Below are 25,115 nucleotides of genomic sequence, written 5' to 3'. Positions count from 1 at the left end.
ATCCCCTTTTTATTCTTCTACGCACCTCAAGTATACAATTCATAAGAAGGAGAGTTATCATGCAGAAAATCAGAAAAGCCGTCATTCCGGCCGCCGGCTTTGGCACTCGTTTCCTGCCGGAAACAAAAGCCATGCCGAAGGAAATGCTGCCTATTGTCGACAAACCCACCATCCAGTATATCGTCGAAGAGATCAAAGCAAGCGGCATTGAGCAGATCCTGATCATTTCCGGTCACGCCAAGAGGGCTATCGAAGACCACTTCGACTCCTCCCCTGAACTCGAAGAGCATCTTTATGAATCCGGCAAAATGGATCTTCTGAAAGAAGTCCGCAAGGTCGCTTCCGTCAAGATCCACTACACCCGTCAGCCATATATGAGAGGCCTCGGCGACGCCATACTCTGCGCGAAGGATTTCATTGATGATGAACCATTCGGCGTCATTCTTGGTGATGATGTCGTGTACAATGGCAATGAAACCCCGGCACTGAAGCAGCTTATGGACCAGTACCAAAAGACAGGTGCCACCATCATCGGCTGCCAGATCGTCCCCAAAAGCGCGGTCTCCTCTTATGGCATCGTGAACGGCGTACCAACAAAAGATCCGAATCTGGTTCACGTTAAGGATATGATCGAGAAACCGTCTATAGAGGAAGCACCGAGCCAATTCGCAGCGCTCGGCCGTTACGTCATCACGCCGGATATTTTTGGAATTCTGGAACAGACGAAGCCCGGGAAGGGCGGAGAGATCCAGCTCACCGACGCCCTCCGCGTCATGGCACATGACGGTCATGTCTATGCCTACAATTTCACCGGTAAGCGTTATGACACCGGAAATAAGCTCGGCTACCTCAAGGCGACCGTTGAATTCGCTCTTCGCAGGAAAGACCTTGGAGAAGATTTCAAGAACTATTTAAAAACACTGGTCGCAAACATGGACTAAGGACGCATCGATTCGATCGTTGTCTCCCTCCTTTTCTCTCCATACACGTAAAAATCCGACTGTTTACAAATGTAAACAGTCGGATTTTTTGATGCTTCATCAAAGAAGAGACACCTATCATTAGATATAGCGCATGCCACGTCTTCTCTTCATTTACATACAACGCCAAATATGGAGAAGCTGGTCTTCTGTCATTTTATCGACCTGGAAATAGGATGCTCCCATAGCTTTTGCGATCTTTTTCGCAAGACCGAGACGGATAAAGCCAGCCTCCGTATCGATGACGGCCACAGGAAGATGGCGGCGTCCTATACGTTTCGCTTCATCCATGGCATCGGTCACGGGATCAGTCCCTTCATTGAGCGGGCTGGTCGCACGGCCATCGGTGATGAGAATGACGACGGGATCCTGCGCCGGATCCTGTTGATAGAGCATATCGAGTACATCCTCCGCTTTGAGAAGACCTTTGGCAAGCGGCGTCTTACCGCCGGTCGGCATAGAGGCAAGTTTCTTCTGTGCGAAATCCACGCTTCTTGTGACAGGGAGAAGGACCTCAGCCTGTTTCTTACGGAAAGCGATCATGCCGACACGATCACGTTTCTGATACGCATCGAGAAGGATCTTGAAGATGACACCTTTGACCGTTTTCATACGTTCCCGAGCACCCATGGAACCAGAGGCATCGACAACGAAAAGGAAAATATTCCCCGTACGTTTTTCACGCACTTTGCTGCGAAGGTCATCTTTTCTGATGACGACAGCACATCCATTCGACGGACGGGCCTTTTGATACGGGGCCGCCGCACGCAGCGTGGCATCGAAAGCAATGTCGCTTGTCTTTGCTTTTGGGATTTCCGCACGTACATAACGCCCCTGCATAAGGTCAGTCATGGTAAGGCTGCGCTTGCCGCTCCCTTTCCTTGGCTTTCTGTCCTTGGCAGGCTCGATCCACATCGGAGGCAGATTGACATGGAGATTTGCCGCATCGACACGTTCACGGGAAGCTCCCTTCGGATTCGACATCTGAGCATTGGTATCATTTTGATCCTCATTGCCCTTGCTGTCTTCCGTATCCGTCTGCTCAGGCTGCGGCTGCTCCGGTCTTGTAAAATCTTGTTCACTTTGTGAAGGGTCCTGTGGCTGATGCTTCGGCGATTCCACGTTATCCGGCGGCTGAGGCGGCGGATTTTCTGTATCCTCTCGCCTGCTTTCCTCTTCTTCCGCTTTTCTCATGCGGTGAGGCAGTATAAATACAGCCGCCTTTTCAAGATCTTTCGGAAGGACATATTTTCTGCCAGCCAATGCCGCTTCGGCTCTGGCAGCTTCGATGAGATAAATATCAGCACGATGACCCGCTACATGCGCCTTCAGTGTATAGACGGCAGCCAGCTGGATCATGGCTGGGGACACTTCGACCTCTTTAAGTCTCTCTCTGGCTTTTGCGATCTGATCTTTCAGCGCTTCTGTTTCCTGCTCCCATTTCTTACGGAAGGCAAGTCCGTCTTTTTCGAAATCCAGTACACGTCGAATGATTTCGATCCTGGTCTTTTCATCTGTTGCAGGCTCTACCTGTGCAAAGAGTCCGAAACGGTCGAGCGAAGAGGAAGAGAGCGTACCACTTTCTGGATTCATGACAGAAAGTACCGTAAATCGGGACTCTCTCTGCTCGGAGAGACCGTCACGCTCAAGTCGGTAGCCGCCTGCCTCGCGAATATTCAGAATGGCAGAAAGCAGGTCATCGCGCAGCAGATTCGCATCATCAATGTAGAGCAGTCCGTCATTGGCTTCATCGATAAGACCAGGCAGGAGCTTTTTGTGTCCGCTCCGAATGGCCTCTTCGGCATCGATAGCCCCGAAGAGCCGGTCTTCTGTGATGCTGATCGGCACCTCTACCCACGGGGCGTCCAGAAGCTCTCTGGCGCTTCGGACGAGTGTGGATTTCCCTGTTCCCTTTTCGCCAGACAGGAGAAGTCCTCCGGCATGCGGGTTTATCAGGGTGAGGAGGATCGCTTCCTTCGCATTTTCTGCACCACAGATGGCAGCGAAAGGAAATCCGTTACGCTTCATTGTCGATGACCTTATCCACTTCAGACCAGTCCAGAGTCTGTTCTTCGAAAGGACGGCGTCTCATACGGTGCGGGAGAGCCAGACGGGAAGCCTCACGAATGTCTTCCTTCGTGACCTCGGTGTGCCCTTCTACTGCCGCGATGGTTTCTGCCGTCTTGATCAGCGTGATGTCTGCACGATGGCCATCGACGCCGAGCGTGATAGAGATCTTGGCAGCCAGCAGCAGAATGTCATTCGAGACCGTGACCTGCGGGAGCAGCTTCATCGCACGCTCGATGCGGCGGACTTCTTTCTCCTGCTCATCCTTCCATGCATCGAGGAACGGCTGCGGATCCGCTTCATAAGCCAGACGACGTTTGATGATTTCTGCCCTCTTTTCCGGATCCTGTTCGCCAACGACCTTGACAGAAAGAGCGAAACGGTCAAGGAGCTGCGGACGGATGTCCCCTTCTTCCGGGTTCATCGTGCCGACCAGGGAGAAGCGTGCCGGATGAGAGTAGGAAATTCCTTCACGCTCTACGGTATTGATCCCCATAGCGGCCGAGTCAAGAAGTACATCGACGACATGGTCATCCAGCAGATTGATCTCATCGACATAGAGAATGTTTCGGTTCGCATCTGCGAGAATACCTGTTTCGAAGGAACGCTTGCCTTCACGGATAGCGGCTTCGATATCCAGCGTCCCGACGACACGGTCTTCCGTCGCACTGACTGGAAGCTCGACCACTTTCATCGGCAGCATCTCTACTTCCGGTTCTGCATGGTCGTATTTTTCATGGCATTCATCACACCAGTTTGCCTTGTCATCCGGATCATCATGGAAACGGCATCCCTTGATGCAGCGGCGCGGCGGAAGAAGGTCAGCAAGAGCGCGCACAGCGGTCGACTTTGCCGTCCCTTTCTCGCCCTGAATCAGTACTCCGCCCAGTTTTGGATTGACGACATTCAGCACAAGTGCTCTTTTCATCGTATCCTGCCCGATGATGGCTGTGAATGGAAATGTCCCCTGTCTTTTCATTGATATATCCTCCTTGAAATCAATCGGTTCTATCGATATGAAAAATAAAAAATGTAATCAGTTGTAAGTAAACACGGATGCTTTGCTCGAATCAGCGTTTCCTCACATATCTTTTTATAAAAAACTGTTTCATCGCACATTCTGCTTCAGACTTTTTCACCTGACCGTCTGCGCGAAGCCAGCGGGAGAAGCAGCCACCGCCGCATAGAGGGAAGTAGGAGCAGTCGCGGCACTCCGCCATGGACTGCTCGACAAAAGCGGCGACGGTTCTCACTCTTTCAGGATCACGCCCTTCGTGGACATTGCCCAGAAGATAGCGCTCTCTTCCCATCAGCGAGGAGCAGGCATAGATATTTCCATGCACATCGACGAAAGCCGCTTCACCGTGCATGGCATAGCACTGAGGGAAATCGTAATCTTTGGTTTTTTCGAGACGAGCAGCTCGATCCTCCTGCGTGAAGTGGATATGCCGTCCCGTCATCTGTTCCAAAAGGTCCATGCGCGCCGCCGTCTTTTCGAGCGCTTTTGTCATCGCCTCTGCGGAAGGCGCATGAAGAGCAGCGCCGCGCCCCTGCTCACGCAAGATATCAAAGCCGACCTGGTGAACATTTCCATAGAAATGCGCCATGTCCGCAATGCCGGGAAGATCGTCCGTCATATCCTCTGTCACGACGCAGGTAATACCCGTACCGATACCGGCAGACGCCAGATTCTTAAAGCCTTCTGACGCAGCCTGAAAGGACGAGCCGCCGTCTTTTCTCCGGCGCGTGCGGTCCATGAGATCCTTGCGTCCGTCGCAGGAAATGCCGATCCCCACTCCATGCCGGTAGAGCCATGTACCTATATCCTTGGTGAGGAGTGAACCATTCGTCTGTATCTGCATCTGCGCATCATAGTGATTCCTCTCGGCGATTTCTACCAGTTTACGTATGAGCGGAAATCGAAGCAGCGGCTCCCCGCCGGAAAACTGCAGGAGAAAGCGATTTCCTCCCCTTCCGGCAAGGTGCAATGCCGCAATGGCCGTCTCCTCCTTCATATCCACCTGATCCGCGTCTGCTGCATAACAATACCGGCAGGCAAAGTTGCAGCGGCCGGTCAGCGTGAGGACCAGCATACGGATCGGCGAAAGGTCAGTCGTCATCATCTTCGAGTTCCCCTTCGACAGAGAGGTAAAGCTCCTGCAGTTCCTCTTTCATCTCATCGCTCGCATGCCACATGTCACGCTGGTTCGCCTCAAGAAGAGTCTCTGCCATGCTCTGAAGAGCCCATGGATTGACCTTCTTCATCCATTTTTGCATCGCAGGATCCAAAGCGTATTTCTGCGCATACTGTTCATACATCCAGTCGTCCATGACACCGCTTGTCGCATCCCACTGGAAGGAAATCGAAAGACGGTTTGCAAGATCTGTCGCACCTTTGTAGCCGTGTTTCATGAGCCCTTCGATATACTTCGGATTCATAGATTCTGCACGGAAGACACGCTTCATTTCTTCCTGTACCGTCTTTACGCCGACGGAAGAACGATTCGTACTGTCCCCCACATAGGAAACAGGTGCTTTCCCGCCAAGGCTCTTGACTGCCGCGATCATCCCGCCATGGAACGCATTGTAATCATCAGATGAGAGGATATTGCTCTCATGGTTTTCCTCATTCTTTACCGTAAGATCGAGAGAAGCCAGGCGCTTCTTAAACAGCTCCGGATGGAATACGCCGCGTTTTCCGCCGCCAAAGACATGCCCGCCCCAGCGGACATAAACATTTGCCAGATCCTCTTCCGTCTGCCAGTTCTTCGCATCAAGCACAGTATTGACACCTGCACCATAGGTACCGGGCGCATCTCCGAAAATGCGGAAAGCAGCATTTCTCCATGCCTCATCTCCATCGACTCCGGCATCCTCCATGGATCTGGCATCTTCTCTCACATGCTTACGGATAAAATTATCCTCTTCAGATTCATCCAGTGAGGCTACGAGAAGTACCGCCTTATCCATCAGTTCAGCAAGCTGCGGAAGTGTATCGCGGAAAAGTCCGGAGATACGTCCCGTCACATCAATGCGCGGCCGTTTGAGTTCGGTAAGGGGGATCACCTCAAGCCCTGTCACACGAAGGCTTCCCTTCTGCCAAACGGGACGGACGCCCAGAAGGTAGAGGAATTCAGCGATATCCTGTCCCGAGGAGCGCATATTCGGTCCGGACCACAGTACCATACCGATATTTTCAGGATACTTACCCTGGTCAGCGATGAATTTTTCTATCATGCGATCGCCCAGCTTCACCCCGAGCTGCCATCCTGTTGGAGATGGCATAGTACGGGGATCAGTACCATAGAAATTGCGCCCCGATGGAAGGAGCGAAACGCCGCCGGCATTCGGTGAACCGGAAGGCCCCGGCTCCACATAGCGGCCTGCCAGTGCATCCATCGTATGCGTGAGCTCCTCCTTCGCTCCCTGAATACGCGGTACCATCTCCTCTTTCACAAACAGGAGCAGTTTCTTCAGCGTCGCCCTCCATGCATCACTGCCATGAGCCTCCGAAAGCGCCATAGCAGAAGTGATCGCTTCTGCCGTAAAGTTGCCAGAAGCCAGCGTTTCGATGACCTTCTTCGCTTCCTTTCGGATTTTATCCATCAGCTGACCGCCGGTGATGCCTTGCGCTTCCACCATGTCTCCCGCATGCTGCTGGATATCATCTAATGTAACGCCGTATTTTTCTGCAAACAAATCATAAATAGAAGGCATGTCTCCATTCGAAAGACGCAGCATCTGAAGAATGCCGTCTACAAGAAGAGTGCCGGTCAGCGGCTGCCCCAGGATATGCAGTCCCACGTGGACTTCGCTGTCTTTCAGCTCTTCGATATAGTCATGAAGCGAAGCGACATAGTCCGCAAATGGCTTTTTTTCATGATAGGGAATCTCTTCATCCAGTTTGGCTTTCACTGCCAGTTTGCGAATAGGCTCCTCCATGGCAGAAACGTCACTCCCATTTCCCTTGAGAGCAGCATACTCATCGATCGTTTTCTCAAGCTCGGCGATTTCATCATAGGCACCTGCATCGGCGACCGGCGCCGGCATGTAACTCACAAGGCAGGCAGAAGCACGCCGCTTGGCGATCATGCCTTCGCCAGTGATCGTCATATGGTATGGATAGATATTCGGGATGTCCCCAAGCGCAATGTCCGGATAGCTTTCTTCATCAAGTCCGACACCTTTCCCCGGAAGCCACTCAAGATTTCCATGCGTTCCCATATGAATGACAGCATCCGCTTTCCACACGTGACGCAGCCAGTAGTAAAAAGCGAGATACTGATGCGTCGGCGGGATCTTCGGGTCATGATACGCCTTCGAAGGATCCATCCCGTACTGACGCGATGGCTGTACCGTAAGGAAAAGATGTCCGTCCATCGTACCCGGGACGAGAATATCGCCTTTTTCCGAAATCATGACATCGCCCGGTGCCTCTCCCCAGGTATCCTCCATGGACGCCTTCGCTTCTTTTCCCAGACGGCGGAAGAAATCCAGATACTCGCGGCAGGAAAGCTTCTGACAGGACTCCGCCTGCTCTTCGGTCATCATGGAAATATCATTCGTCGCATGGGATGTCATGAGCCGGATGAAATCATCCGATGTTTCCGGGATGAAATCCATCTGATAGCCCGCTTTCTTCATTTCCTTCATGAGACGGATGGTACTCTCCATCGTATCCAGACCGGAAGCACTCCCGATATTCGAATTCTTCGCCGGATAATTATGGAAAATGATAGCGATTTTTTTGTTTTCATTCTTCATCTGATGAAGGCTCGCCCATTTCCCTGCCTTTTTGACCATCTGCGTCACACGCTCAGGAATCGGCACATAGGAGACACTGCCATCGACATCTTTTTTTCGACCTGCGATCGGCAGACCGGCAATCGCGCCATCCAGTTCAGGAAGCGCGACCGCGATAGATGTTTCCACCGCATTCATGCCCTCCGGATTCTTGCGCCAGTCAGCCTCCGATGTGAGAAGTGTGTAGGCAGAAAGGATAGGCACGCCAAGCTTCTTCAAGACGGGAAGGCTCGTCTTTCCTGCGCCAAGCATAGAAAATTTCATCGTGGACACCAGCGCATCGATAACAGGCTGTCCGTCCTTCATGAAATAAGTTTCCAGCACCTCCGATAAAGATGGCATACCTGCCGATTCATCGATGAATCCATTCGCAAAGACGGGGAGCACCGCATAGCCTTCTTTTTCCGCTTCCTCCAGAAAGGCCTTCACATACGCGGTATCATCCCAGATCCACTCATCTCGGTAAAAAAGCAGCCCCAGCACCGGCCGATCTCCATAGGGATGCGCTGCCTCGAAATCCGAGAGCGTCTTCTGAAAACGACTCTCTGCGCCCGGATCATAGATCCCTGCCCAGCTGTACTTCTCCGGCGGTGCAGCTTTTTCTGCCTTATTATCAAAGAGTCCATTTGCATACAGCCACAGATTTTTGAAATTGCTGAGACCGCCATACAAGCAGTACTTGCGGAATGTCTCAAGCACATCGCCATCTATAGAAGCACTGTGCTCTGCCATATCCCCATCAATGGCATCAACAAAGTAAGCGATGTGATTCTGATCCAGAAAATTTTTACAGTCTTTCCAAAAGGAAGACTCCAGTGCATTCTTCATCAAGTGGATCATGACCAGAGAGGCGCCGGAAACTTTACGCTCCCAGTTCCTGCTCCAGTCACTCGTGCGTTCCACGCGCACAGAAATAGACAGGTCAGAGATCAGCCTCTTCTCCTGAAGCGCCTCACAGGCTTTCTTCATGGAGGCATACCGCCTGTCATGGTTCGTCATATATAGAATTTTTGGTTCCATAGCTCGCCTTTCTCACGGTCTGTTCTAAAAATACGTACGGAAACTTTTAGCTTCCCTAAGAAATCTAATGACTCTCTTCATAGAAAACTATGGTTTACTTAGTCATTATACTACACATCTGCATATTTTTAAATCATTTTGATGACAATTATAATCGAAATTTTAACTTATTTAAATAAAAGCGAGGCAGCCATTCAAAAATGGTTGCCTCGCTTCGTTATCCTGTCATAATGAAATTTCTAAACTGAGAAATGCTGTATCTCCTTAATGATCACTTGCTGAGTGAACCACTGCCATCATCAGCCCTTAAAATTCTTTGCATCCATGATCGTGATCCCAGTATTTACATCTCTTTCAGAGACCGCCTTCCCATTAGCAAGTGCAGCAGCTGCCTTCACTGCTTCGTACCCCATCTTCTCCGGATTCTGTGCGATGGTAGCAAAGTGATAGCTGCCATCTTTTAAGGCTGCCACAGCCGGTTCTGAAAGGTCAAAGCCCATGACAGCTAGATCCTTGCGACCTTCCTTCATGACTGCAGCAATGGTCGCCTTCGTAGAGCTGTTGTTGCAGGCAATGATCCCCTTCACGCTCTTATCCTGAAGGGTCTTTTCCACCAGTTCACCCGCCGTCTGCTCATCTCCGTAATTGATCAGATATGCTTTGGAAATCTTCCATTTCTTCGGTGCCAGATTGTACCAGTTGGCAATGGTAGAATCCAAACGTTCCGAGATCGTGCGGCTTGCCAGGTTGCTAACATGCATGACGACGGTGATTTCCTCGTCTTCCGATACGCCGCTTTCCTTCAGCAGCTCCACCATCTTCTTCGCCACTTCTGCACCAGCTGCCAGGTTATTTGTCATGTAGGACGCATCATAGTCTTCCGTATTCATCATCGTATCAACAAGGACGACCGGCAGCTTATCCGCACGAAGATTCTTCGTAGTCTCGGTCAGACGCATGCTGTCAGCCGCGCCGAGAATGATGGAGTCTGCCTTCTTCGCCTGCGCATCGATCAGCATAGCGCGCTGCAGCTCCCAATTGCCATCCTTGTTGACGCCGCCTACATAGACATTGACCCCATTCTCCTCCCCTGCTTTTTTCATGCCTGCAATCACTTTTTTCCAATAGTTGCCATTCATAGCTTTCACGACAGCATAGACATTCTTCTGTCCGCTTTTCACAGTGGTGACTGCTTTGAAATCCTGTTTCGCAGGTGCTTCAGCGACCTTCTGCGTCACCGTTCCCTGCGGCTCGGCCTGACTGCCACACCCAGCGACCCCACCTGCCAGAATACATGCAGAAATAAGAAGTGCCCACATTTTTTTCATATCGATTGCTCCTTTTCCACAGAAGCATCATCGTGGAAAAGAAATCTAACATATCCTTCACAGGCGGCCACCATGATCGCTTCCATCATTAAATTATAGATTTATTTTATATGCTATTGCATGAATTATCAACTTGAAAATATCAAGAGCTGATTAAGACGCAAAAACGCTGCATGAGCATCAACTCATGCAGCATTTACAAGTATAAAATTGTAAAAATCAATGCATCAAAAAAACAAAGCTTTCAAAAGACTTTTATTTAGGCAGATGCGATGTCGCAGTATCTGCCAGATGCGCGATCTGATTCAAAGAAAAAAGCATATTCATATCATTCATGTTGTTTTCCCCGACAAAATGGCGGATCTCCGTGATGCTGGCATTGGATAGGCCCATATTCCATGAACGTGAGAGCGGAATGTCGATCATCGCACAGATGATCGTGCGAAGGGCTGCACCATGACTGACGATGGCATAGCTTTTATGATCCCCGCGGGATAGAAGCTCCTTCATGAATGTCATTGTACGTACCTGGCAGTCGAGGAAAGACTCTCCGTGAGGGAGCCGCAGCTGGTCAGGATGATGATACATCTCACTGATCATGCCCGGCCAGAGCCGATCGATCTCGCTGAAGGTCTTCCCCTCCCAGTCACCAAAACAGAGCTCCTGCAGCGCAGGCACAATTTCAAGCTCCATGCCATGTGACTTGGCGATGCCCTCCGCCGTAATACGTGCCCGCTGTAAGGGGCTCGTGATCACGCCGTCAAGAGGAATATCCTTGAAATAGGACGCTACTTTCTTCGCCTGCGCCATCCCCATATCGGAGAGCGCAACGTCCGTCGAACCCTGATAACGCCCTGATTTATTCCATTCTGTCTCTCCATGGCGGATAAGATATAGTGTAATCATAGCTGTAGTCTCCTTGTCTGATCTCTGAGAACGTCTGTCCTTCAGATCAATCTTTTTCCACGGCGCGCAGTGCCTCCATGAGAATCCGATTTTCTTCTTCTGTTCGCACCGCGACACGGAAGTAAGTCTCATCGAGTCCTTCATAATTTCCACACTGCCGAATCAATATATGATACGGTATCAGTACCTCCTGCAGCTCCTCCGCCGTCTGATATCTTCCTATGAGCTGGCAGAGAATGAAATTCACAGAACCGGGCAGCACCTTGAGGAAATCAAGAGCATCAAGTGCAGCCGAAAGTTTTTCTCTTTCCGCTTGACAGTACACCCTGCTATTCCTGATATAATCTATGTCTTGCGCTGCTGCCGTCATGTAGGACTGCGCAAGGCCATTCACATTCCACGGAATCAGCGTATCCTGCAATCTCTCCGCCAGCGCGGGGTGAAGATAAGCAGCACCTATGCGAAGTCCCGGCACTGCATAGAATTTTGTGAGAGACATCACAACCGCTCCGCAGGTTTCATTCACAAGAACATGCCGATAGGATACATCATCCCCCACAAAATCAATGAAGGATTCATCAATGATGAGGAAGCTCTCTTTTTTCTTTGCCAAACGGAGAACGGCCTCGAAGTCCGATGGAGAAAGCATCTGTCCGTCAGGATTATTGGGATGGCCGAGATAGATCAAAGAATGCGGGAGGAGTTTCTTCTCGATCTCCTCTAAAGGAAGTGCAAATCCCTGATCCGCCTTGAGAAGAAAGCTGTCCACCGGGCAGCCTGCCGCCTCAGCAGAAAGGCGGTACTCCGAAAAGGATGGTGCCGGAACGATCACTTTCTTCGGATGAAGAAGCTCGAGGAGTTTGTACATGAGCTCGGTCGCACCATTTCCGAGTGCCATCGACTCTTCCGGGATCCCATAACGGATGGAAAGGCTTTTCTTCAGCGCACGACACTCCACATCCGGATAGCGGAGAGTCTCTTTTTCCCAGTGCGCAAGCAGTGCGGCCCTTCCCTTAGAAGACAGGCCGAGCGGATTGATATTGATACTGAAATCGAAGACTTTGTCCTGCTCCTCTTCGGAGAGTCCAAAGACATCGCCCCCATGGCGGGATGATTTGATAGACATAGTGAAAGTCCTTTATCAATGGATTTTTCTTAAAAAGCACGGATTACATCGTTATCCGATCTCATCTGCATTTTCTTAAATACACAAAAGCACGAACTCTACCGAGTCCGTGCTTTCATTATAATGTATCAATTAGATTTTTTCTACCTGCATACCACGATTGGTGAGGCTCACAAGATCGAGGAAGGTGATGCCTTCGACAGTGTCCTCCAGCTTTTCCCGAAGAGGCAAGGCCTCCATGCCCGGCGGCAGAATAAGTCCAAGGACTGTCCCGCTGTGCGCACAGATGACCCCTTTCCCACCAAGAGAAAGGCCGATCCGATGAAAATCGGCAAGCTGCTTTTTATACAGGATCTTCTGGTTGCAGAATGCAGAGATAGAGGCAGCCTCACCTATGAGGTCGATGGATTTTTCAGCGATGCCTTTTTCGAAGAGACGAAGAGCATGTGCGATATCCTTTTCATTGCTTTTCTGCAGAGCGATAAGATCTTCCCGCGAATTGAAAGACATTGTGTCGATCTCTCCCCCACAGTCATAGATGAGAATATCCATCGCCGGTGAGAGCCCGAGAGAACGAATCGCTTTCCCTTCCCTGTAGTCAAATTGCACGATCCCCTCGAAGAAGGTCGCATCGCTTGGCTCTATAGAGAGCGCAATGTGAGCGATCTCCTCCATCGACAGCTTCCGTCCAAAGGAAAGTGCAACGGCCTCTGCAACAGCACTGATATCCGCCGTACTCGAAGCAAGTCCCTTTCCTTTCGGTATCGAGGAGATAAGGCGCACGGACGGCCGATCCGTCTCGCCAAGGTAAGCCAGCGTCTTTCTCAGCGCTTCCTCTGCTTTATCGGGAAGTGCATCCTCTGCCTTTTCATCCACCAGAGCCATCGCATAGCGGTTGATAGGGCAGGTCACCATGAAGGAAGCCCCCTCTGCATAGCCCTGTATGAATTCGCCGCAGGAACCTGGCGAGCTAACTACATATGCCATACCTGCCCCCTTGTAAGAATGACGAAAAGCAGAGCCAGAAAGGCTTCTGTGAGCTCGGTGACAAATCCATATGTATCGCCTGTCGTGCCACCGATCTTCTTGACGATCCAGCGGTTCAACTGCAGCCCGAGTACGATGGCAGCGCCCGCCAGCAAAAGGTAGGTCCATCCGAAGAAGAGGGCAGGCAGCAATGCCAGCACAAAGGCTTTCTCCAGTGCATACTTCTCACGATAAGCGGCAAACGCTTTCCCCATGCCGTATGGCCGGGCATAGGGATACTCGCAGATAGAGATCACCATATTGAGCCGCCCCAACGTCGGCATCGCCATAAGAACCAGATAGAGCGGCGCATCCGCCGAGCCCAGCGAGAGCGTTTCCACCAGCACAAAGATCAGAATGGACAGCATACCGAAAGAACCGATAAGGCTATCCTTCATGATCTCCAGACAGCGCTCCTTTGAGCGGCCGGAAAACAGGCCGTCCGAAGAATCCATCAGCCCATCGGCGAGTGTCCCCCCGGTGAGGAAAAGCTCTCCCACCACCAGAAGGAATCCCGTCAAGAGCGGTACACCGAGCGGCTTCATCAAGAAATAGATAAGGCACATAAAAGCGCCAATGATCCATCCTATCACAGGAAACCAAGTGACGCTTTTCCCGAATTCCTCATCATTCCATACGGTGCGGTCGGAAATATGGATACGGGTCAAAAACTGCAGACCCACTAAAAATGCATTCATGAAATCACCAGAAGATATAAATCAGCACCGTCTCAAGCGCAATGAAAAGAATCGTCGCACCGTACATCATCATGATCGAGGTCATGATATGGTCCGACTTCAGGGGTGTCTCGGCATCCCCCATGTATTCACGGAATTCCGGTTTCCCTTCATAGTAGTTATACCCGCCGAGCTGCACATGCATCGCACCGGCGACCGTCGCTTCCGCATAGCCGCCATTGGGACTCGGATGCTTCTTCGCATCACGCAGGCAAATCTCCACGGCATGACGCCAGTCCAGGCGCAAAAGGAACGCCGCTGCCACAAAGAGCAGAAAGGTGATACGAGCCGGGATATAATTCAGTACATCATCGAGGCGTGCCGCAAAGCGTCCGAAAAAGAGATAGCGGTCATTTTTATAGCCGAGCATGGAGTCCATCGTATTTCCTGCGCGATAGACCATCGCTCCTACCGGACCGAAAAGCAGAAAATAGAAGAGCGGAGAAATGATCCCATCCGTCGTATTCTCTGCGATGGTCTCGATCGTGCCGCGCGCTATATTGCTTTCATCCAGATTCTCTGTATCCCGACCGACGATCCAGCTCAGTCGCTTTCTGGCTGTCACGAGATCCTTATCATCTTTCAGAAGATGGTAGATTTCCAGACCGTCTCTGGCAAGCGAGCGTGGCGTCATCGTGAAATAAAGGACAATGGTACTGATGGCTGCATAGAGCCACAGTCCGCCAAGATGTCCAAGGCAAATCAGAAAAGCCGTCAGAAGACCTACGGTAAGCAGCACGAGCAGCACCGTCATCATCCCGCGAAGAAACATATTTCCATCGGACGTCTTTTTCTCCGGATACAGGTGGCTCTCGTAGAAGGAGATCAGATTTCCGATAAGTACCACCGGATGCCACTTCGAGCGCGGATCGCCATAGACCGTATCCACCACGAGAGCCGCGAAAGGGATCGCCGCCTCTGTGATGGAAGTAAGAAGCCCGCTCACTTATTCATTCTCCAGAATCTTATAGAAGGCGTCCATGTCGAAGTTCTTCCTGACAGTATTCGCCAGACGATCGAATTCCGACTCCTTATACTTTCTGTAGCGGAACTGGATCGGCAGATCTTCGAGTCCTTTTCTCCGGCGGAGCGCATTGATGACGGCACGGCGGATCTCATCATTATCGAATATGCCATGGCAATAGGTACCGAAAACATTGTGTTTTTCATTGATGAATCCGTCCATGAGGTCGACCGGCGATTCGCTTCGCTGTGTGATATGGAAGAGAGCCTGTGCCTCTTTGGTGAGCGTCGTCTCGCCCATATGGATCTCATACCCACGCATGCCTTTGGCGGAGAATTTCATATCGAGGAAAGGAAGCTCCTCGCAGTCAAAGAGCACCTGATAGGTATTCTTTTTGCCATGCATCGAAGTTTCATATGGCAGAAGGCCGAGTCCTTCGACTTCATCATTTTCACTTTCCACGTGAAGCGGGTCACAGACTTTTTCCCCGAGCATCTGGTAGCCGCCGCAGATGCCGATGACAGGTACACCCTCTTCTGCCAGCTCACAGATTTCCTTCGCATAGCCCTGTCGCTTCAGGTACAGCAGATCTTCGGTCGTATTCTTACTGCCCGGCAGCATGATGAGGTCCGGATGTCCGATCATATCCCCCTGCTGTACGAAGCGGACATTCACATCCGGTTCATGATTCAACGCATCGAAGTCGGTAAAATTCGAGATCTTCGGAGTCTGCATGACAGCGATGTGAATATCTCTCATCACGTGATCGCTCGGCATATCCTGCAGGGATACTGAGTCCTCATCATCGATACCCAGTTTGTCCAGGTAGGGGATAACACCCAAGACCGGGACGCCTGTCCTTTCTTTGAGGAAGGAGAGCGCCGGTTCAAGCAGGGTAATATCGCCCCTGAACTTATTGATGATGAGCCCTTTCACGAGAGCTCTCTCATCCTCATCGAGCAGCATCAGCGTACCGACGATCGAAGCAAGCGCACCGCCGCGATCAATGTCGGCGATAAGGAAGACAGGCGCGTGGCATTCCTTCGCGATACGCATGTTGACGATATCATTTTTCTTCAGATTCACTTCCGCCGGACTGCCGGCCCCTTCGATGACGAGCGCATCATAATGCGTTTCCATATAGGCCAGGGCTTCCTTCACGCTCGCCCATGCCTGCTGGCTGTACTTGTTCTGGTAATCGGAAGCACTATAGTTACCGACCGACTGCCCCAAAAGAATGACCTGAGAGCAGGAATTGCCCGTCGGTTTTAAAAGGACTGGGTTCATCTGTACGATCGGATCCGCACCTGCTGCTTCCGCCTGCGCGACCGTCGAACGTCCAATTTCGCCGCCGGAACGGGTGACATAGGAATTCAGCGCCATGTTCTGCGCTTTGAATGGAGCTGTATTATATCCATCCTGCGTCAGAATGCGGCAAAACGCGGTACACAGGATGCTTTTCCCTACATGAGAACTGGTCCCCTGAAACATGACTCTTTTTGCGATCTTTGTCATCATAACTCCACTCCTCTTTCTTTGAGTTCAATGGTAATCCCTGCCACGGACAGATATACCTTGTCAGCACGCTTGGCGATATACTGATTCGCCAGACCGACAAGATCCCTGTATACCCGACTCATGGCATTGGCAGGAACGATGCCCATGCCTAGCTCATCGGAAACAAAAATGATCTCTTTATCAGTGACTTTGGAAATCGAATCAAACATACGATCCAGATCCTTCTCCAGTGCTTTCTGGAGCGTCGTCAGATCTTCCACACCCAATGTCTCCACCGTGATCCCCTTCATATGATCCATCAGAAGGTTATTCACATACATGGTCAGACAGTCGAAAAGAATGTCATCAGCGCCTGCGAGGATCTCATCCATCATCGGCCCTGCCTCATGCATGACCTCAAAGGTCTCCCAGTCGGCCGGCCGTCTCTCGCGATGAAGCATCACCCGATACTTCATCTCATCATCAAAGATCTGGCTGGTGGCGATATATCCCTTCCTTTTCCCTGTGGAATGATACATCAGCTTCTCCGCAAATTCGCTTTTTCCGCTGCGTGCGCCGCCCAGAACCAGAAAAATTTGATTCTTCATTTCCTCATCACCTCATTTTTTCGTCCCTTGACGGGCATTTACCGTTATATTTTACCATAGTTGAGACTAGATAGCCAATTACGTGAGCGGGTCTGACGGTAGAAAAAAGACGAGTCTTCTGCCTCGTCCTTTTCATTTTTTAACTGTTCATCTCTCATGCGATCAATGTTTGCCATACCTCAGTCTATCACAAAGGGAGTTTGTATCCGCTGTCTGCCTCTCCTCCCCTGACAGCCGCATCCTATCCCTCTTGCTTTCCTCATTCCTCATGGGGTACAATGAGAACTGATACAGAATGTTTCAAGAAAACACACCAGGAGGTCAACCATGGAAGATTTAGAAAAGCAGGATCCTTATCGCATCGAAATGATGCGTACCCTTTGGGAAAACAACTTCAGAGGCACGATTTTTGATTACAGAGACTCGTATGTAGCGACAGTACGCCTGATCTTCAGCATTCCGCTCGATCGTGAAGAGGTCCCGGAAAATGCACCGGTCGTCGATCCGATGATTTTCGTCCTTGTCGAAGATACGGTACTGAAGCCGATCGAAGTCGTTGCATTCGAAGAAGCAATGACTCCGATCCTTGCCAAAAAGCTCGCCAGCAATGTCTTCACCCCGGATCGCATCGTTTATTTCTACCCAAGCCCGGCAGAAGGCGCAGAGACGAAATAAAAAGAAGCGCCGCGGTGCGGCCCAATCAGCGTTTTCTTAAATTCACATTTACAAAACGATCTTCATATAGTATAATAGCCGTATCGACTTATGCAGTCGTGATTTATGGCAGTCTCCGGGTCCCGTGCAATGGGATCCCATGAATCTTGTCAGGTCCGAGAGGAAGCAGCAATAAGTGGCTCTTTCCATGTGCCACGGTGCATCCTGGAGGCTGTCATAAATCACGCTTGCATAAGTCTTTTTTATTGCACCGACTGCCTCGTTCATCCCGGCATCTTTCCCCTTTTATTTTTTTCTTTACTATGAGGAGGCATCCGTTCTTATGGCCTATCTCGCACTTTATAGAAAATGGCGTCCCCGCACTTTCAGTGAAGTAGTCGGGCAGAAGCATATTTCCATCCCGCTCCAGCGTGCCATCGAGCAGGATCGGCTGGCGCACGCCTATCTCTTCTCTGGTCCGCGCGGTACGGGAAAGACCAGTATGGCAAAAATTCTCGCAAAAGCCGTGAATTGTGAACATCTCGAAGAAGGCAATCCCTGCAACAGCTGCGAGATCTGCCGGGAAATCAATGCGGGCGCGAGTCTCGATGTCTATGAGATCGATGCCGCATCAAACAGGGGCATCGAGGAGATCCGTGCGTTGAAGGAGTCTGTCAGGACGCTTCCCGCCGCCTGCCGCAAGAAAGTGTACATCATCGATGAAGTACACATGCTGACGAAGGAAGCCTTCAATGCTCTCCTGAAAACATTGGAAGAACCGCCGAGCCACGTGCTTTTTATCCTGGCAACCACCGAGCCGGAAAAAATCCCGCTCACCATTCTCTCCCGCTGCCAGCGCTACGAATTTCACCGCATTTCCGTGGAAGACATTAAGCAGCACCTTCTCTATATCGCCAAAGAAAGCGACATGCCGCTCACAGAAGATGCCGCTGACCTCATCGCTGTCCGCGCTGATGGCAGTCTCAGAGATGCGCTCTCCCTCCTTGACCAGTGCTCGTCTGCAACCGAAGCTGCGACGCTCGACGCTGCAGAAGTCTACGACCTTCTCGGATTGACAGGAAAAGACCAGATCATTACATTGTCTCATCATATTTTTAACGGAGAAAGTGGTGAAACACTGACCCTCTTCTACCGCATTCTGCAAAGCGGCAAAGAGCCGGCAGCCATTCTCCGTGACCTTTTGGAGCATTTCAGAAATCTGATGATCTGCCGCATTGAGCCAAATGCGCCGGAACTTTCTGCCTATGGAAAAAATATCGGTCTTTTGAGGGATGATGCTGCCAAGATCTCAGAAGCCTATCTGGACAGTCTTTTCGACTATCTCCACCAGTCACTGAATGAGACGCGAAGAAGCTCGTCACCTCGCATGAGTGCGGAGATGGGGCTTCTTCATCTCTGCCGTCTGAAGGGCTCTGCTGCCGTAGACAGTCTGGCAGAACGGATCAGCGCGCTGGAAAAAGAGATCGATGCCTTGAAAAAAGGAAGCGCCTCCGGGCAGACGCCTGCTGCGGCTCCCTCTTTCGAGCCGCCCACCCCGATCGTGGTGTCTGCGGTGAAGAGCGAGCCGGCATCTATGATGCCGCCGCCCCCGCCTTTACCGGAGTCTCAGCCGCTTCCTACTGAAGAGCCTGCCTTTGCGCCTTCTCCTAAACCAAAGCCGGCAGGGAGAAGAGAGCCACCGTCTCCCGCGCCGTCTCAACCTGCGGAAACCTTGCCGGTAAAAGCGACGCCCAAAGCAGAGAATAACGCCAATGCCACTCTGCTTGACCCTGCGACCTATCCTGCTATTTGGCAGAAGGTGCTCGGTTATTTCCACGACATTTGCCGCATCGATATGCTGACCTGTTATCAGAAAGGCGTACTCCTCTATCTCACGCCGCAGCGCGCCGTCATTTCTTCTCCGCAGCAGTGGCTGGTATCCGCCGGAAACAACAAATCGTACCAGAAGATGGCTGCCGAGGCTTTTCAAAAAATCATCGGCTCTTCCGTCGAGCTTCATGTCGTCTTGAAAGGAAGCACGGAAGAGGCGGATGCCCTCGCACTGCTGTCCGCAGCCAAGCAGGTAAGGGAAGCGGATCCGCCTGCATCCCCAGCAAGAGAGGCAGCGCCCGGAAGGAAGGCGGTTTTGCGAGATGGCTACCAGCTGGTAACGGAAAAGGATATCAAAGCTCCTGATCGGGATGACCCGTCTTTTAAAGAAGCCTTGAAAATCCTGCCTGACTGTGATATATATGAAAAGGTTACGGAATAGTTCTAAGCGGTAAGGGAGCTATCGGCAAACCCGCGCCCCCTGCCATGTTCTTGTCTATTTCAAGAAGCAGTCCATATTTTATTCAAAAGATTCCTAAAGGAGGATCTCATTATGTTCGGAAATAAAGCCCAGATGCAGAATATGCTGAAAAAAGCACGTAAAATGCAGGAAGACCTGCAGAAAAAGCAGGAAGAACTGAAGCAGCAGACCGTCGACGTCTCCGTTGGCGGCGGTGCTATTGCTCTCACCCTGAATGGAGACAAACAGGTCGTTTCCCTGAAAATCGCAAAAGATGCGATCGACCCGGAAGATCCGGAAATGCTCGAAGACCTCATCACCACCGCTTTCAACGAAGCCAGCAAGAAGGCGGATGAAATGGTACAGAAGGGCATGAGCGAAGTGACAGGCGGCCTGGGGCTTCCTGGCGGCATGTTCTAATGAATCAGGAGCTTGAGCTGGTCGCTGAGCAATTCAGAAAACTTCCTGGCATCGGCGTTAAGAGCGCTCGCCGCCTGGCCTACTTCATGATGGAGCGTCCGGAAAGCGAGGTCCGCGATTTTCTTCATGTCATCGAAGAAGCCAGGAGCAAGATCTGCTATTGCTCGGTGTGCTGCAATCTTTCCACGAGCGATCCCTGCGATATTTGCAGTGATGCGCGCCGTGACCATTCGGTCATCCTTGTCGTCGAACAGCCGCAGGATGTCATGGCACTCGAGCAGAGCCATGAGTATCATGGTCTGTATCACGTACTGCATGGCGCACTCTCCCCGCTGGATGGTATCGGCCCGGAAGATCTCAAGATCAAAGAGCTTCTGGAACGCTTGAAGGATGAGACGGTGAAGGAAGTCATCCTTGCAACGGACCCCGATACGGAAGGCGAGGCCACGGCTTTCTATCTCACCCGCCTCATCAAGCCGTCCGGCATCAAGGTCACACGCATCGGCCGCGGTATCCCTGTCGGCGGCGATATCGGCTTCGCTGACAGCATGACCCTTGCCGGCGCGGTGGAAAACAGAAAAGAAGTCTAAGCAGCTTGTCAAAGGTGGACGGGGTATCCGCTCCTGAAGAGGTATCCGAAAACGCTTGTGCGATCGCAGAGTTCGATCCCACAAGCATTTTTCCACGCTTCATCAGAAGAGCCCCTGCTCCTCCGGCATTTTTATAGGAGACACATATGCTTGAATCGTTAGGCGGACTTGGCGGGTACGGCATTGCCAGCGTCCTCATGGTCGTCGTGGCATTCCTGCTCTTTGCCAAATTTGTAAAAAAAATCATCGGAAATATCATCATGGGCGGTGTACTCTTCTGGCTTTTGAATACGCTCGGCATCACCCACATGGTATGGAATACGATGCATGGCATCGTGGTCGCTATTTTCGGTGTCCCCGGCACGCTCATCCTGGCCATTCTGGATGTGATCGGTCATTGAGAGCAAGCAAAAAGGGGCTGTTTAGCACAGCCCCCAGAAGCTATCTTTTAACTGCTGCTACTAATTCGATCGCCGCCGTCGTTACGATTGTGGCGGCATACATTGCGGCGAAAATCGTTGCAATGCCTGCGCACGCAGCGGCTCCGCTTGCGTGCCCGCCTATTGCTTCCAGGCCAGCGAGCAGAAGCATAAATGCAATCATTGGGCCATACACTTTTGCGAAATCCTTAATATCTTCCTTCATTGCCTCTTTCATTTTCTTTCTTCCTCTCTTTTCATAACTTTATTATTCGTTTTATGACTATATTATACACAATATATATTCATGTCAAGCGTTTTTTATTCATTATTTGACTTTTTTCATCGTTGTATGATATAATCATTGCGAGGTGATAAGCATGACAGAAAAAGAATTATACGTATTTTTAAAAACAAAATTCATTGAGGCGGGCGGAGTGACGGAAGGACAGGCCGCGGAAATGATCGGCATCACGCAATCCACATTTAACAAGCGCATAAAAAATGGATCTTTGAAATATCTTGAAGTGCTTAAAATCATGGAAGCGCTAGGGTACAAAGCGAAATGGGTAAAGAAAGATTGACGATAAGACGATAAATAGTAAATTAAAAAGGGGACTGTGAAGAAATGAGGATTCATTTCTTCACAGCCCCTTTTTATGGCCTGAAAAGCAGGTAAGCCAGTTACTCTTTCTCTTTTTCTTTATCGGATACTTTCTTCAGTACGACGGAATCTCCCTGCTTTTCCGCTTCAAACCGATCTTCTTCAGAAAGATGCTCCGAGTCAAGGACGATCTTCACGCCCATGCGGTCAAGCATTTCATCGATGGTATGCTGTGTCTTATATAATTCACCCATGTGATTCACCTCGTTTCTGCGGGGACCTTTGATGGATAACCATCAAAAGCCATATGCTGATCCGCGTTTTCTTTAGATATGATCCTTCCACTCATAGGCCACTCTCTTCCGATAGAGACGCCACAGGAGAACAGCGATAGTCCATCCGGTGATGACCGCCATGACCATGGGATCCGGCGTCGATGCGCCCTGCAGTTTGGACGAAAGCCCGGCCGCATACAGACTGACGGAGAAGAATATCGCAATATACAGTGCAGCCAGAGCGACCATCGTGCGGCGCATGCGGGCGAGGACGAAGGCGGCGATGCTCAAAACGGACGATACGGCAAGACCAATCCAGAAGAAACCGGAGAGCGGACCGTCTGCGATGTCCCCTTTCAGCAGGAATGCCATGCCGAGGAAGAAGAGCAGCTGGAGAATGCTCGATACTAGGAAGGCCGCGCGGCAGCGCTCGCCGAGCGGGTTCATGATCTTTACCGCGCCATAGAGAGCAGCGAGCTCGAAAGCGGCCAGAATGAGCCAGAGTGAGATCACGATCCCCACCCCGGACATCAGATCTCCGCCTGTCACCATAGAACCGCAGGAAAGTCCGATTACAAACAGAGCAAGAGCGGAATAAAGACTCATCCCTTTCATGATCAGCGCACTTCCGAACACATTTTTGAAGAAAGCCGCGAGGATGCGAAGCGCGCCGCCCACGACGGCCACGGAAAGCACCGCCATGACGGAGTCATGCATCGTATCTCCCGCAGCCGCAGGCATCGCCGATGCGACGAGCGACAGGCCAAAGATCAGCCAGGCTTCATTGAGATCGATACCCGGTTTTAAAAGAGAGAGCACCGCTTTGTTCTCCTCCTGATTCCTTGCTACAAAGGGGGCAGCGAGTGACAGCCCCCAGTCCAGCAATTCCAGAAACAGATACATGCCTAAAAAGACAGCGGGCCAAATGGGTGTAACGGAATTCATATAATCCTCCTTATCCTCCTTCTATCAACAATAATGGAAGCACTTTTCTACAAAAGTATATCACAATAAGCGGAAATTCGCGACCATCGCGCCCCTTTTCAGCATTTCGCGAATGTTGTAGAATAGAAAAGAACCGCAATAAAATCATAGAGAGAAATGACTTAAAAAAGAGGAAGCATCTCTCCTCCGGCTTTTCCATTTCTTATTTTTTAAGGAGACTCCATGGAACGCATCGCGATCATTGACTTAGGCTCGAACTCCATCCGCTTCATCATCATGCAGATCGGAGAGCATGGCGCTTATAAATTGATCTATCAGGAAAAGAAATCTATCCGCCTGGCGGAGGGGATGACGCTCACCTCTCGCCTTCTGACAGAGGAAGCGCAGCAACGGGCCCTCAACTGTCTTGCTGTCTACTCCCATATCATCGAAGTGCAAAAGATCAAAAAGGTACTCGCTGTCGCGACAGCAGCCGTCAGAAATGCCATCAATGGGGCTTCTTTCTTGAAGCGCGTCCGCATGTCGACCGGCATCCCCATGACGATCATCAGTGGCAAGGCCGAGGCTGCGCTTGGCTTTTCCGGTGTCAGCCATACCATCGATCAGAAGGATTTCCTCCTCTTCGATCTGGGCGGGGCGAGCGTAGAGATCTCTCTCGTCAAAAACAAAAAACGCATCCATTCTATCAGCATCCCGATCGGTGCGGTGACGCTGACGGAGATGTTTCAATCCTCCCGCGAGGTGAATCAGGATAAGATCGAGACCATACAGCGCTTCATCCAGAATGTGCTTTCCAAAGTCGAGTGGTTTCCCAGCGAGCCTCTGCCGGTCATCGGCATCGGCGGTACTGTCCGAAATCTCGCCAAGATCCACCAGCGCGCAGTGAATTATCCGCTGCCGAAGCTCCACAACTATCGTTTCACCGTCGAGGATGTCTTCGAAGAAGTCCGCATGATCACGGGAAAATCCTATGAGGAGCGGCAGAAGATCAGCGGGCTCTCTTCCGAGCGCGCCGACATCATCATCGCAGGTGCGCTCGTCATTCAGGAAATCCTGCGGAAAGCGAAGGCGTCGTATCTCACGATCTCCGGCTGCGGTCTGCGTGAAGGGCTATTCTTCCACTACTATGATCCCATCTACGACAAAAACGGAGAAAAGCAGCACGACATGCTCCGCTGCTCGGTGCAGAATTATCTCGATACCCTTCCGATAACCTATGATTTCCACACCAAGTATGTCACCGCGACCGCACTCGCCATGTTCGATCAGTGGCAGAAGGTCCACAAGCTCGACCCGCGCATGCGTGATATTCTCGCCGCGGCAGCCCGCCTGCATGACATAGGAAATCTGATCAATTACTACAGCCACGCCCGCCACAGCTGCTACATGACAGCGAATGCGCATATCTTCGGCTGGACACACAGTGAACAAGTGATGTGCGCTCTGATCTGTGCTTTTCACCATGGATACTCCGGAAAGTACCTCAAAGCGAATGGGCAGGCACATATCCTGACGGCTGCACAGATGCGTCAGGTCCGCATCCTCTCCCTCTTCCTTGCCATGGCGGAAGGCCTCGATGAAAGTCAGGAGCACTGCATCACCCGTGTCATCTGTACCTCCTACAAGGCTGCGATGGATCTTCGCGTCTATACGGATCGGGAAAATTTTGATGTCCCTGCTCACGCGACAGCGTCTTTGGTTAAAGACTTTGAAAAAACATTCCATCTTCCCTTCCGCATCCAGTGGTTCCCCGGAAGCAGCCACAGGAATGAGCTCGTCGAAGCAGCACAAAAGCTGTGAAAATAAGCCCGTGGATCGGAAAAACACGAGTTTTCTCTGAAATCGACACGCATTTT

General features: G+C 51.1%; 23 protein-coding genes and 1 other RNA gene. 9 read left to right on the top strand and 15 right to left on the bottom strand.

Annotated features, from left to right (window positions below; translation table 11 throughout):
* Window positions 1-59: 59 nt before the first annotated feature.
* Complete coding sequence (gene galU / locus ACGG9R_RS04840) at window positions 60-941, top strand: UTP--glucose-1-phosphate uridylyltransferase GalU (protein ID WP_390152147.1); 882 nt, start codon at window positions 60-62, stop codon at window positions 939-941.
* 153 nt (window positions 942-1,094) lie between these two features.
* Here the strand turns inward: galU and ACGG9R_RS04835 are convergent, their stop codons facing one another.
* The 12 genes from ACGG9R_RS04835 to cobU form a co-directional block, all read right to left on the bottom strand.
* Window positions 1,095-3,008, bottom strand: coding sequence for a VWA domain-containing protein (locus ACGG9R_RS04835; protein WP_390152144.1), 1,914 nt, complete (start codon window positions 3,006-3,008; stop codon window positions 1,095-1,097).
* Window positions 2,998-4,026 carry an ATP-binding protein gene (locus ACGG9R_RS04830; protein ID WP_022106661.1) on the bottom strand — a complete coding sequence of 343 codons (1,029 nt, stop codon included), beginning with the start codon at window positions 4,024-4,026 and terminating at the stop codon, window positions 2,998-3,000. The genes ACGG9R_RS04835 and ACGG9R_RS04830 overlap by 11 nt, the downstream gene beginning before the upstream one ends.
* 91 nt (window positions 4,027-4,117) lie before the next feature.
* Window positions 4,118-5,170, bottom strand: coding sequence for a radical SAM protein (locus ACGG9R_RS04825; RefSeq protein WP_390152140.1), 1,053 nt, complete (start codon window positions 5,168-5,170; stop codon window positions 4,118-4,120).
* A complete protein-coding gene (cobN, locus tag ACGG9R_RS04820) occupies window positions 5,157-8,870 on the bottom strand; it encodes a cobaltochelatase subunit CobN (protein WP_390152137.1) in 3,714 nt (1,237 codons plus the stop codon). The genes ACGG9R_RS04825 and cobN overlap by 14 nt, the downstream gene beginning before the upstream one ends.
* Window positions 8,871-9,169: 299 nt before the next feature.
* Window positions 9,170-10,198, bottom strand: coding sequence for a substrate-binding domain-containing protein (locus tag ACGG9R_RS04815; protein WP_390152134.1), 1,029 nt, complete (start codon window positions 10,196-10,198; stop codon window positions 9,170-9,172).
* A 255-nt stretch (window positions 10,199-10,453) separates the two neighbouring features.
* Window positions 10,454-11,104, bottom strand: a complete 651-nt coding sequence (gene cobC, locus ACGG9R_RS04810; protein WP_390152131.1) for an alpha-ribazole phosphatase — start codon at window positions 11,102-11,104, stop codon at window positions 10,454-10,456.
* A 46-nt stretch (window positions 11,105-11,150) separates the two neighbouring features.
* Entirely contained in the window at window positions 11,151-12,230 is a 1,080-nt protein-coding gene (locus ACGG9R_RS04805; protein ID WP_390152128.1) for a pyridoxal phosphate-dependent aminotransferase, read from the bottom strand.
* Window positions 12,231-12,362: 132 nt separating this feature from the next.
* A complete protein-coding gene (locus ACGG9R_RS04800) occupies window positions 12,363-13,217 on the bottom strand; it encodes a hypothetical protein (protein ID WP_022106667.1) in 855 nt (284 codons plus the stop codon).
* Window positions 13,205-13,954 carry an adenosylcobinamide-GDP ribazoletransferase gene (locus tag ACGG9R_RS04795; protein WP_390152124.1) on the bottom strand — a complete coding sequence of 250 codons (750 nt, stop codon included), beginning with the start codon at window positions 13,952-13,954 and terminating at the stop codon, window positions 13,205-13,207. Before ACGG9R_RS04795 ends, ACGG9R_RS04800 begins: the two co-directional genes overlap by 13 nt.
* A gap of 4 nt (window positions 13,955-13,958) precedes the next feature.
* Window positions 13,959-14,939 (bottom strand): adenosylcobinamide-phosphate synthase CbiB, encoded by a 981-nt coding sequence (cbiB, locus tag ACGG9R_RS04790; protein ID WP_390152121.1) that lies wholly within the window; start codon window positions 14,937-14,939, stop codon window positions 13,959-13,961.
* The gene (locus ACGG9R_RS04785; RefSeq protein WP_390155086.1) at window positions 14,940-16,463 is read right to left on the bottom strand and encodes a cobyric acid synthase; all 1,524 of its coding nucleotides are present in this window, start codon (window positions 16,461-16,463) and stop codon (window positions 14,940-14,942) included.
* A gap of 8 nt (window positions 16,464-16,471) precedes the next feature.
* A complete protein-coding gene (gene cobU, locus ACGG9R_RS04780) occupies window positions 16,472-17,062 on the bottom strand; it encodes a bifunctional adenosylcobinamide kinase/adenosylcobinamide-phosphate guanylyltransferase (RefSeq protein WP_390152118.1) in 591 nt (196 codons plus the stop codon).
* Between the two features lie 327 nt (window positions 17,063-17,389).
* Here cobU and ACGG9R_RS04775 point away from each other — a divergent pair, with 327 nt between their 5' ends.
* From ACGG9R_RS04775 to ACGG9R_RS04750, 6 genes are all read left to right on the top strand, one after another.
* Window positions 17,390-17,737, top strand: coding sequence for a hypothetical protein (locus ACGG9R_RS04775; protein WP_022106055.1), 348 nt, complete (start codon window positions 17,390-17,392; stop codon window positions 17,735-17,737).
* A 12-nt stretch (window positions 17,738-17,749) separates the two neighbouring features.
* Window positions 17,750-17,990: signal recognition particle sRNA large type (gene ffs, locus ACGG9R_RS04770), an RNA gene on the top strand.
* Window positions 17,991-18,059: 69 nt separating this feature from the next.
* Window positions 18,060-19,988 carry a DNA polymerase III subunit gamma/tau gene (gene dnaX, locus ACGG9R_RS04765; protein ID WP_390152115.1) on the top strand — a complete coding sequence of 643 codons (1,929 nt, stop codon included), beginning with the start codon at window positions 18,060-18,062 and terminating at the stop codon, window positions 19,986-19,988.
* A 111-nt stretch (window positions 19,989-20,099) separates the two neighbouring features.
* A complete protein-coding gene (locus tag ACGG9R_RS04760; RefSeq protein WP_022106053.1) occupies window positions 20,100-20,426 on the top strand; it encodes a YbaB/EbfC family nucleoid-associated protein in 327 nt (108 codons plus the stop codon).
* Window positions 20,426-21,016 carry a recombination mediator RecR gene (gene recR / locus ACGG9R_RS04755; protein ID WP_390152111.1) on the top strand — a complete coding sequence of 197 codons (591 nt, stop codon included), beginning with the start codon at window positions 20,426-20,428 and terminating at the stop codon, window positions 21,014-21,016. Before ACGG9R_RS04760 ends, recR begins: the two co-directional genes overlap by 1 nt.
* Before the next feature lie 146 nt (window positions 21,017-21,162).
* Complete coding sequence (locus ACGG9R_RS04750; RefSeq protein ID WP_322350240.1) at window positions 21,163-21,417, top strand: pro-sigmaK processing inhibitor BofA family protein; 255 nt, start codon at window positions 21,163-21,165, stop codon at window positions 21,415-21,417.
* Between the two features lie 40 nt (window positions 21,418-21,457).
* On the opposite strand, the gene ACGG9R_RS04745 is transcribed toward ACGG9R_RS04750, so the two are convergent.
* On the bottom strand, window positions 21,458-21,673 hold the full coding sequence (locus tag ACGG9R_RS04745; protein ID WP_390152109.1) for a hypothetical protein: 216 nt from the start codon (window positions 21,671-21,673) through the stop codon (window positions 21,458-21,460).
* A gap of 142 nt (window positions 21,674-21,815) precedes the next feature.
* On the opposite strand from ACGG9R_RS04745, the gene ACGG9R_RS04740 reads away from it, so the two are divergent.
* Complete coding sequence (locus tag ACGG9R_RS04740) at window positions 21,816-22,019, top strand: hypothetical protein (RefSeq protein ID WP_390152106.1); 204 nt, start codon at window positions 21,816-21,818, stop codon at window positions 22,017-22,019.
* A gap of 100 nt (window positions 22,020-22,119) precedes the next feature.
* Here the strand turns inward: ACGG9R_RS04740 and ACGG9R_RS04735 are convergent, their stop codons facing one another.
* Both ACGG9R_RS04735 and ACGG9R_RS04730 read right to left on the bottom strand, forming a co-directional pair.
* The gene (locus ACGG9R_RS04735; RefSeq protein ID WP_390152104.1) at window positions 22,120-22,293 is read right to left on the bottom strand and encodes a tryptophanyl-tRNA synthetase; all 174 of its coding nucleotides are present in this window, start codon (window positions 22,291-22,293) and stop codon (window positions 22,120-22,122) included.
* A gap of 72 nt (window positions 22,294-22,365) precedes the next feature.
* The gene (locus ACGG9R_RS04730) at window positions 22,366-23,259 is read right to left on the bottom strand and encodes a cytochrome d ubiquinol oxidase subunit II (protein WP_390152101.1); all 894 of its coding nucleotides are present in this window, start codon (window positions 23,257-23,259) and stop codon (window positions 22,366-22,368) included.
* A 222-nt stretch (window positions 23,260-23,481) separates the two neighbouring features.
* Between ACGG9R_RS04730 and ACGG9R_RS04725 the strand changes: the two genes are divergently transcribed.
* Window positions 23,482-25,059 carry a Ppx/GppA family phosphatase gene (locus ACGG9R_RS04725; protein ID WP_390152098.1) on the top strand — a complete coding sequence of 526 codons (1,578 nt, stop codon included), beginning with the start codon at window positions 23,482-23,484 and terminating at the stop codon, window positions 25,057-25,059.
* The last annotated feature ends 56 nt before the right edge of the window (window positions 25,060-25,115 follow it).

It is taken from the genome of Dialister sp. i34-0019-2H8 (genome assembly GCF_042846925.1).
Classification (GTDB): domain Bacteria; phylum Bacillota; class Negativicutes; order Veillonellales; family Dialisteraceae; genus Dialister.
The sequence above is the reverse complement of the archived record's forward strand: the minus strand, read 5'-3'. Positions and strand labels throughout refer to the sequence as shown.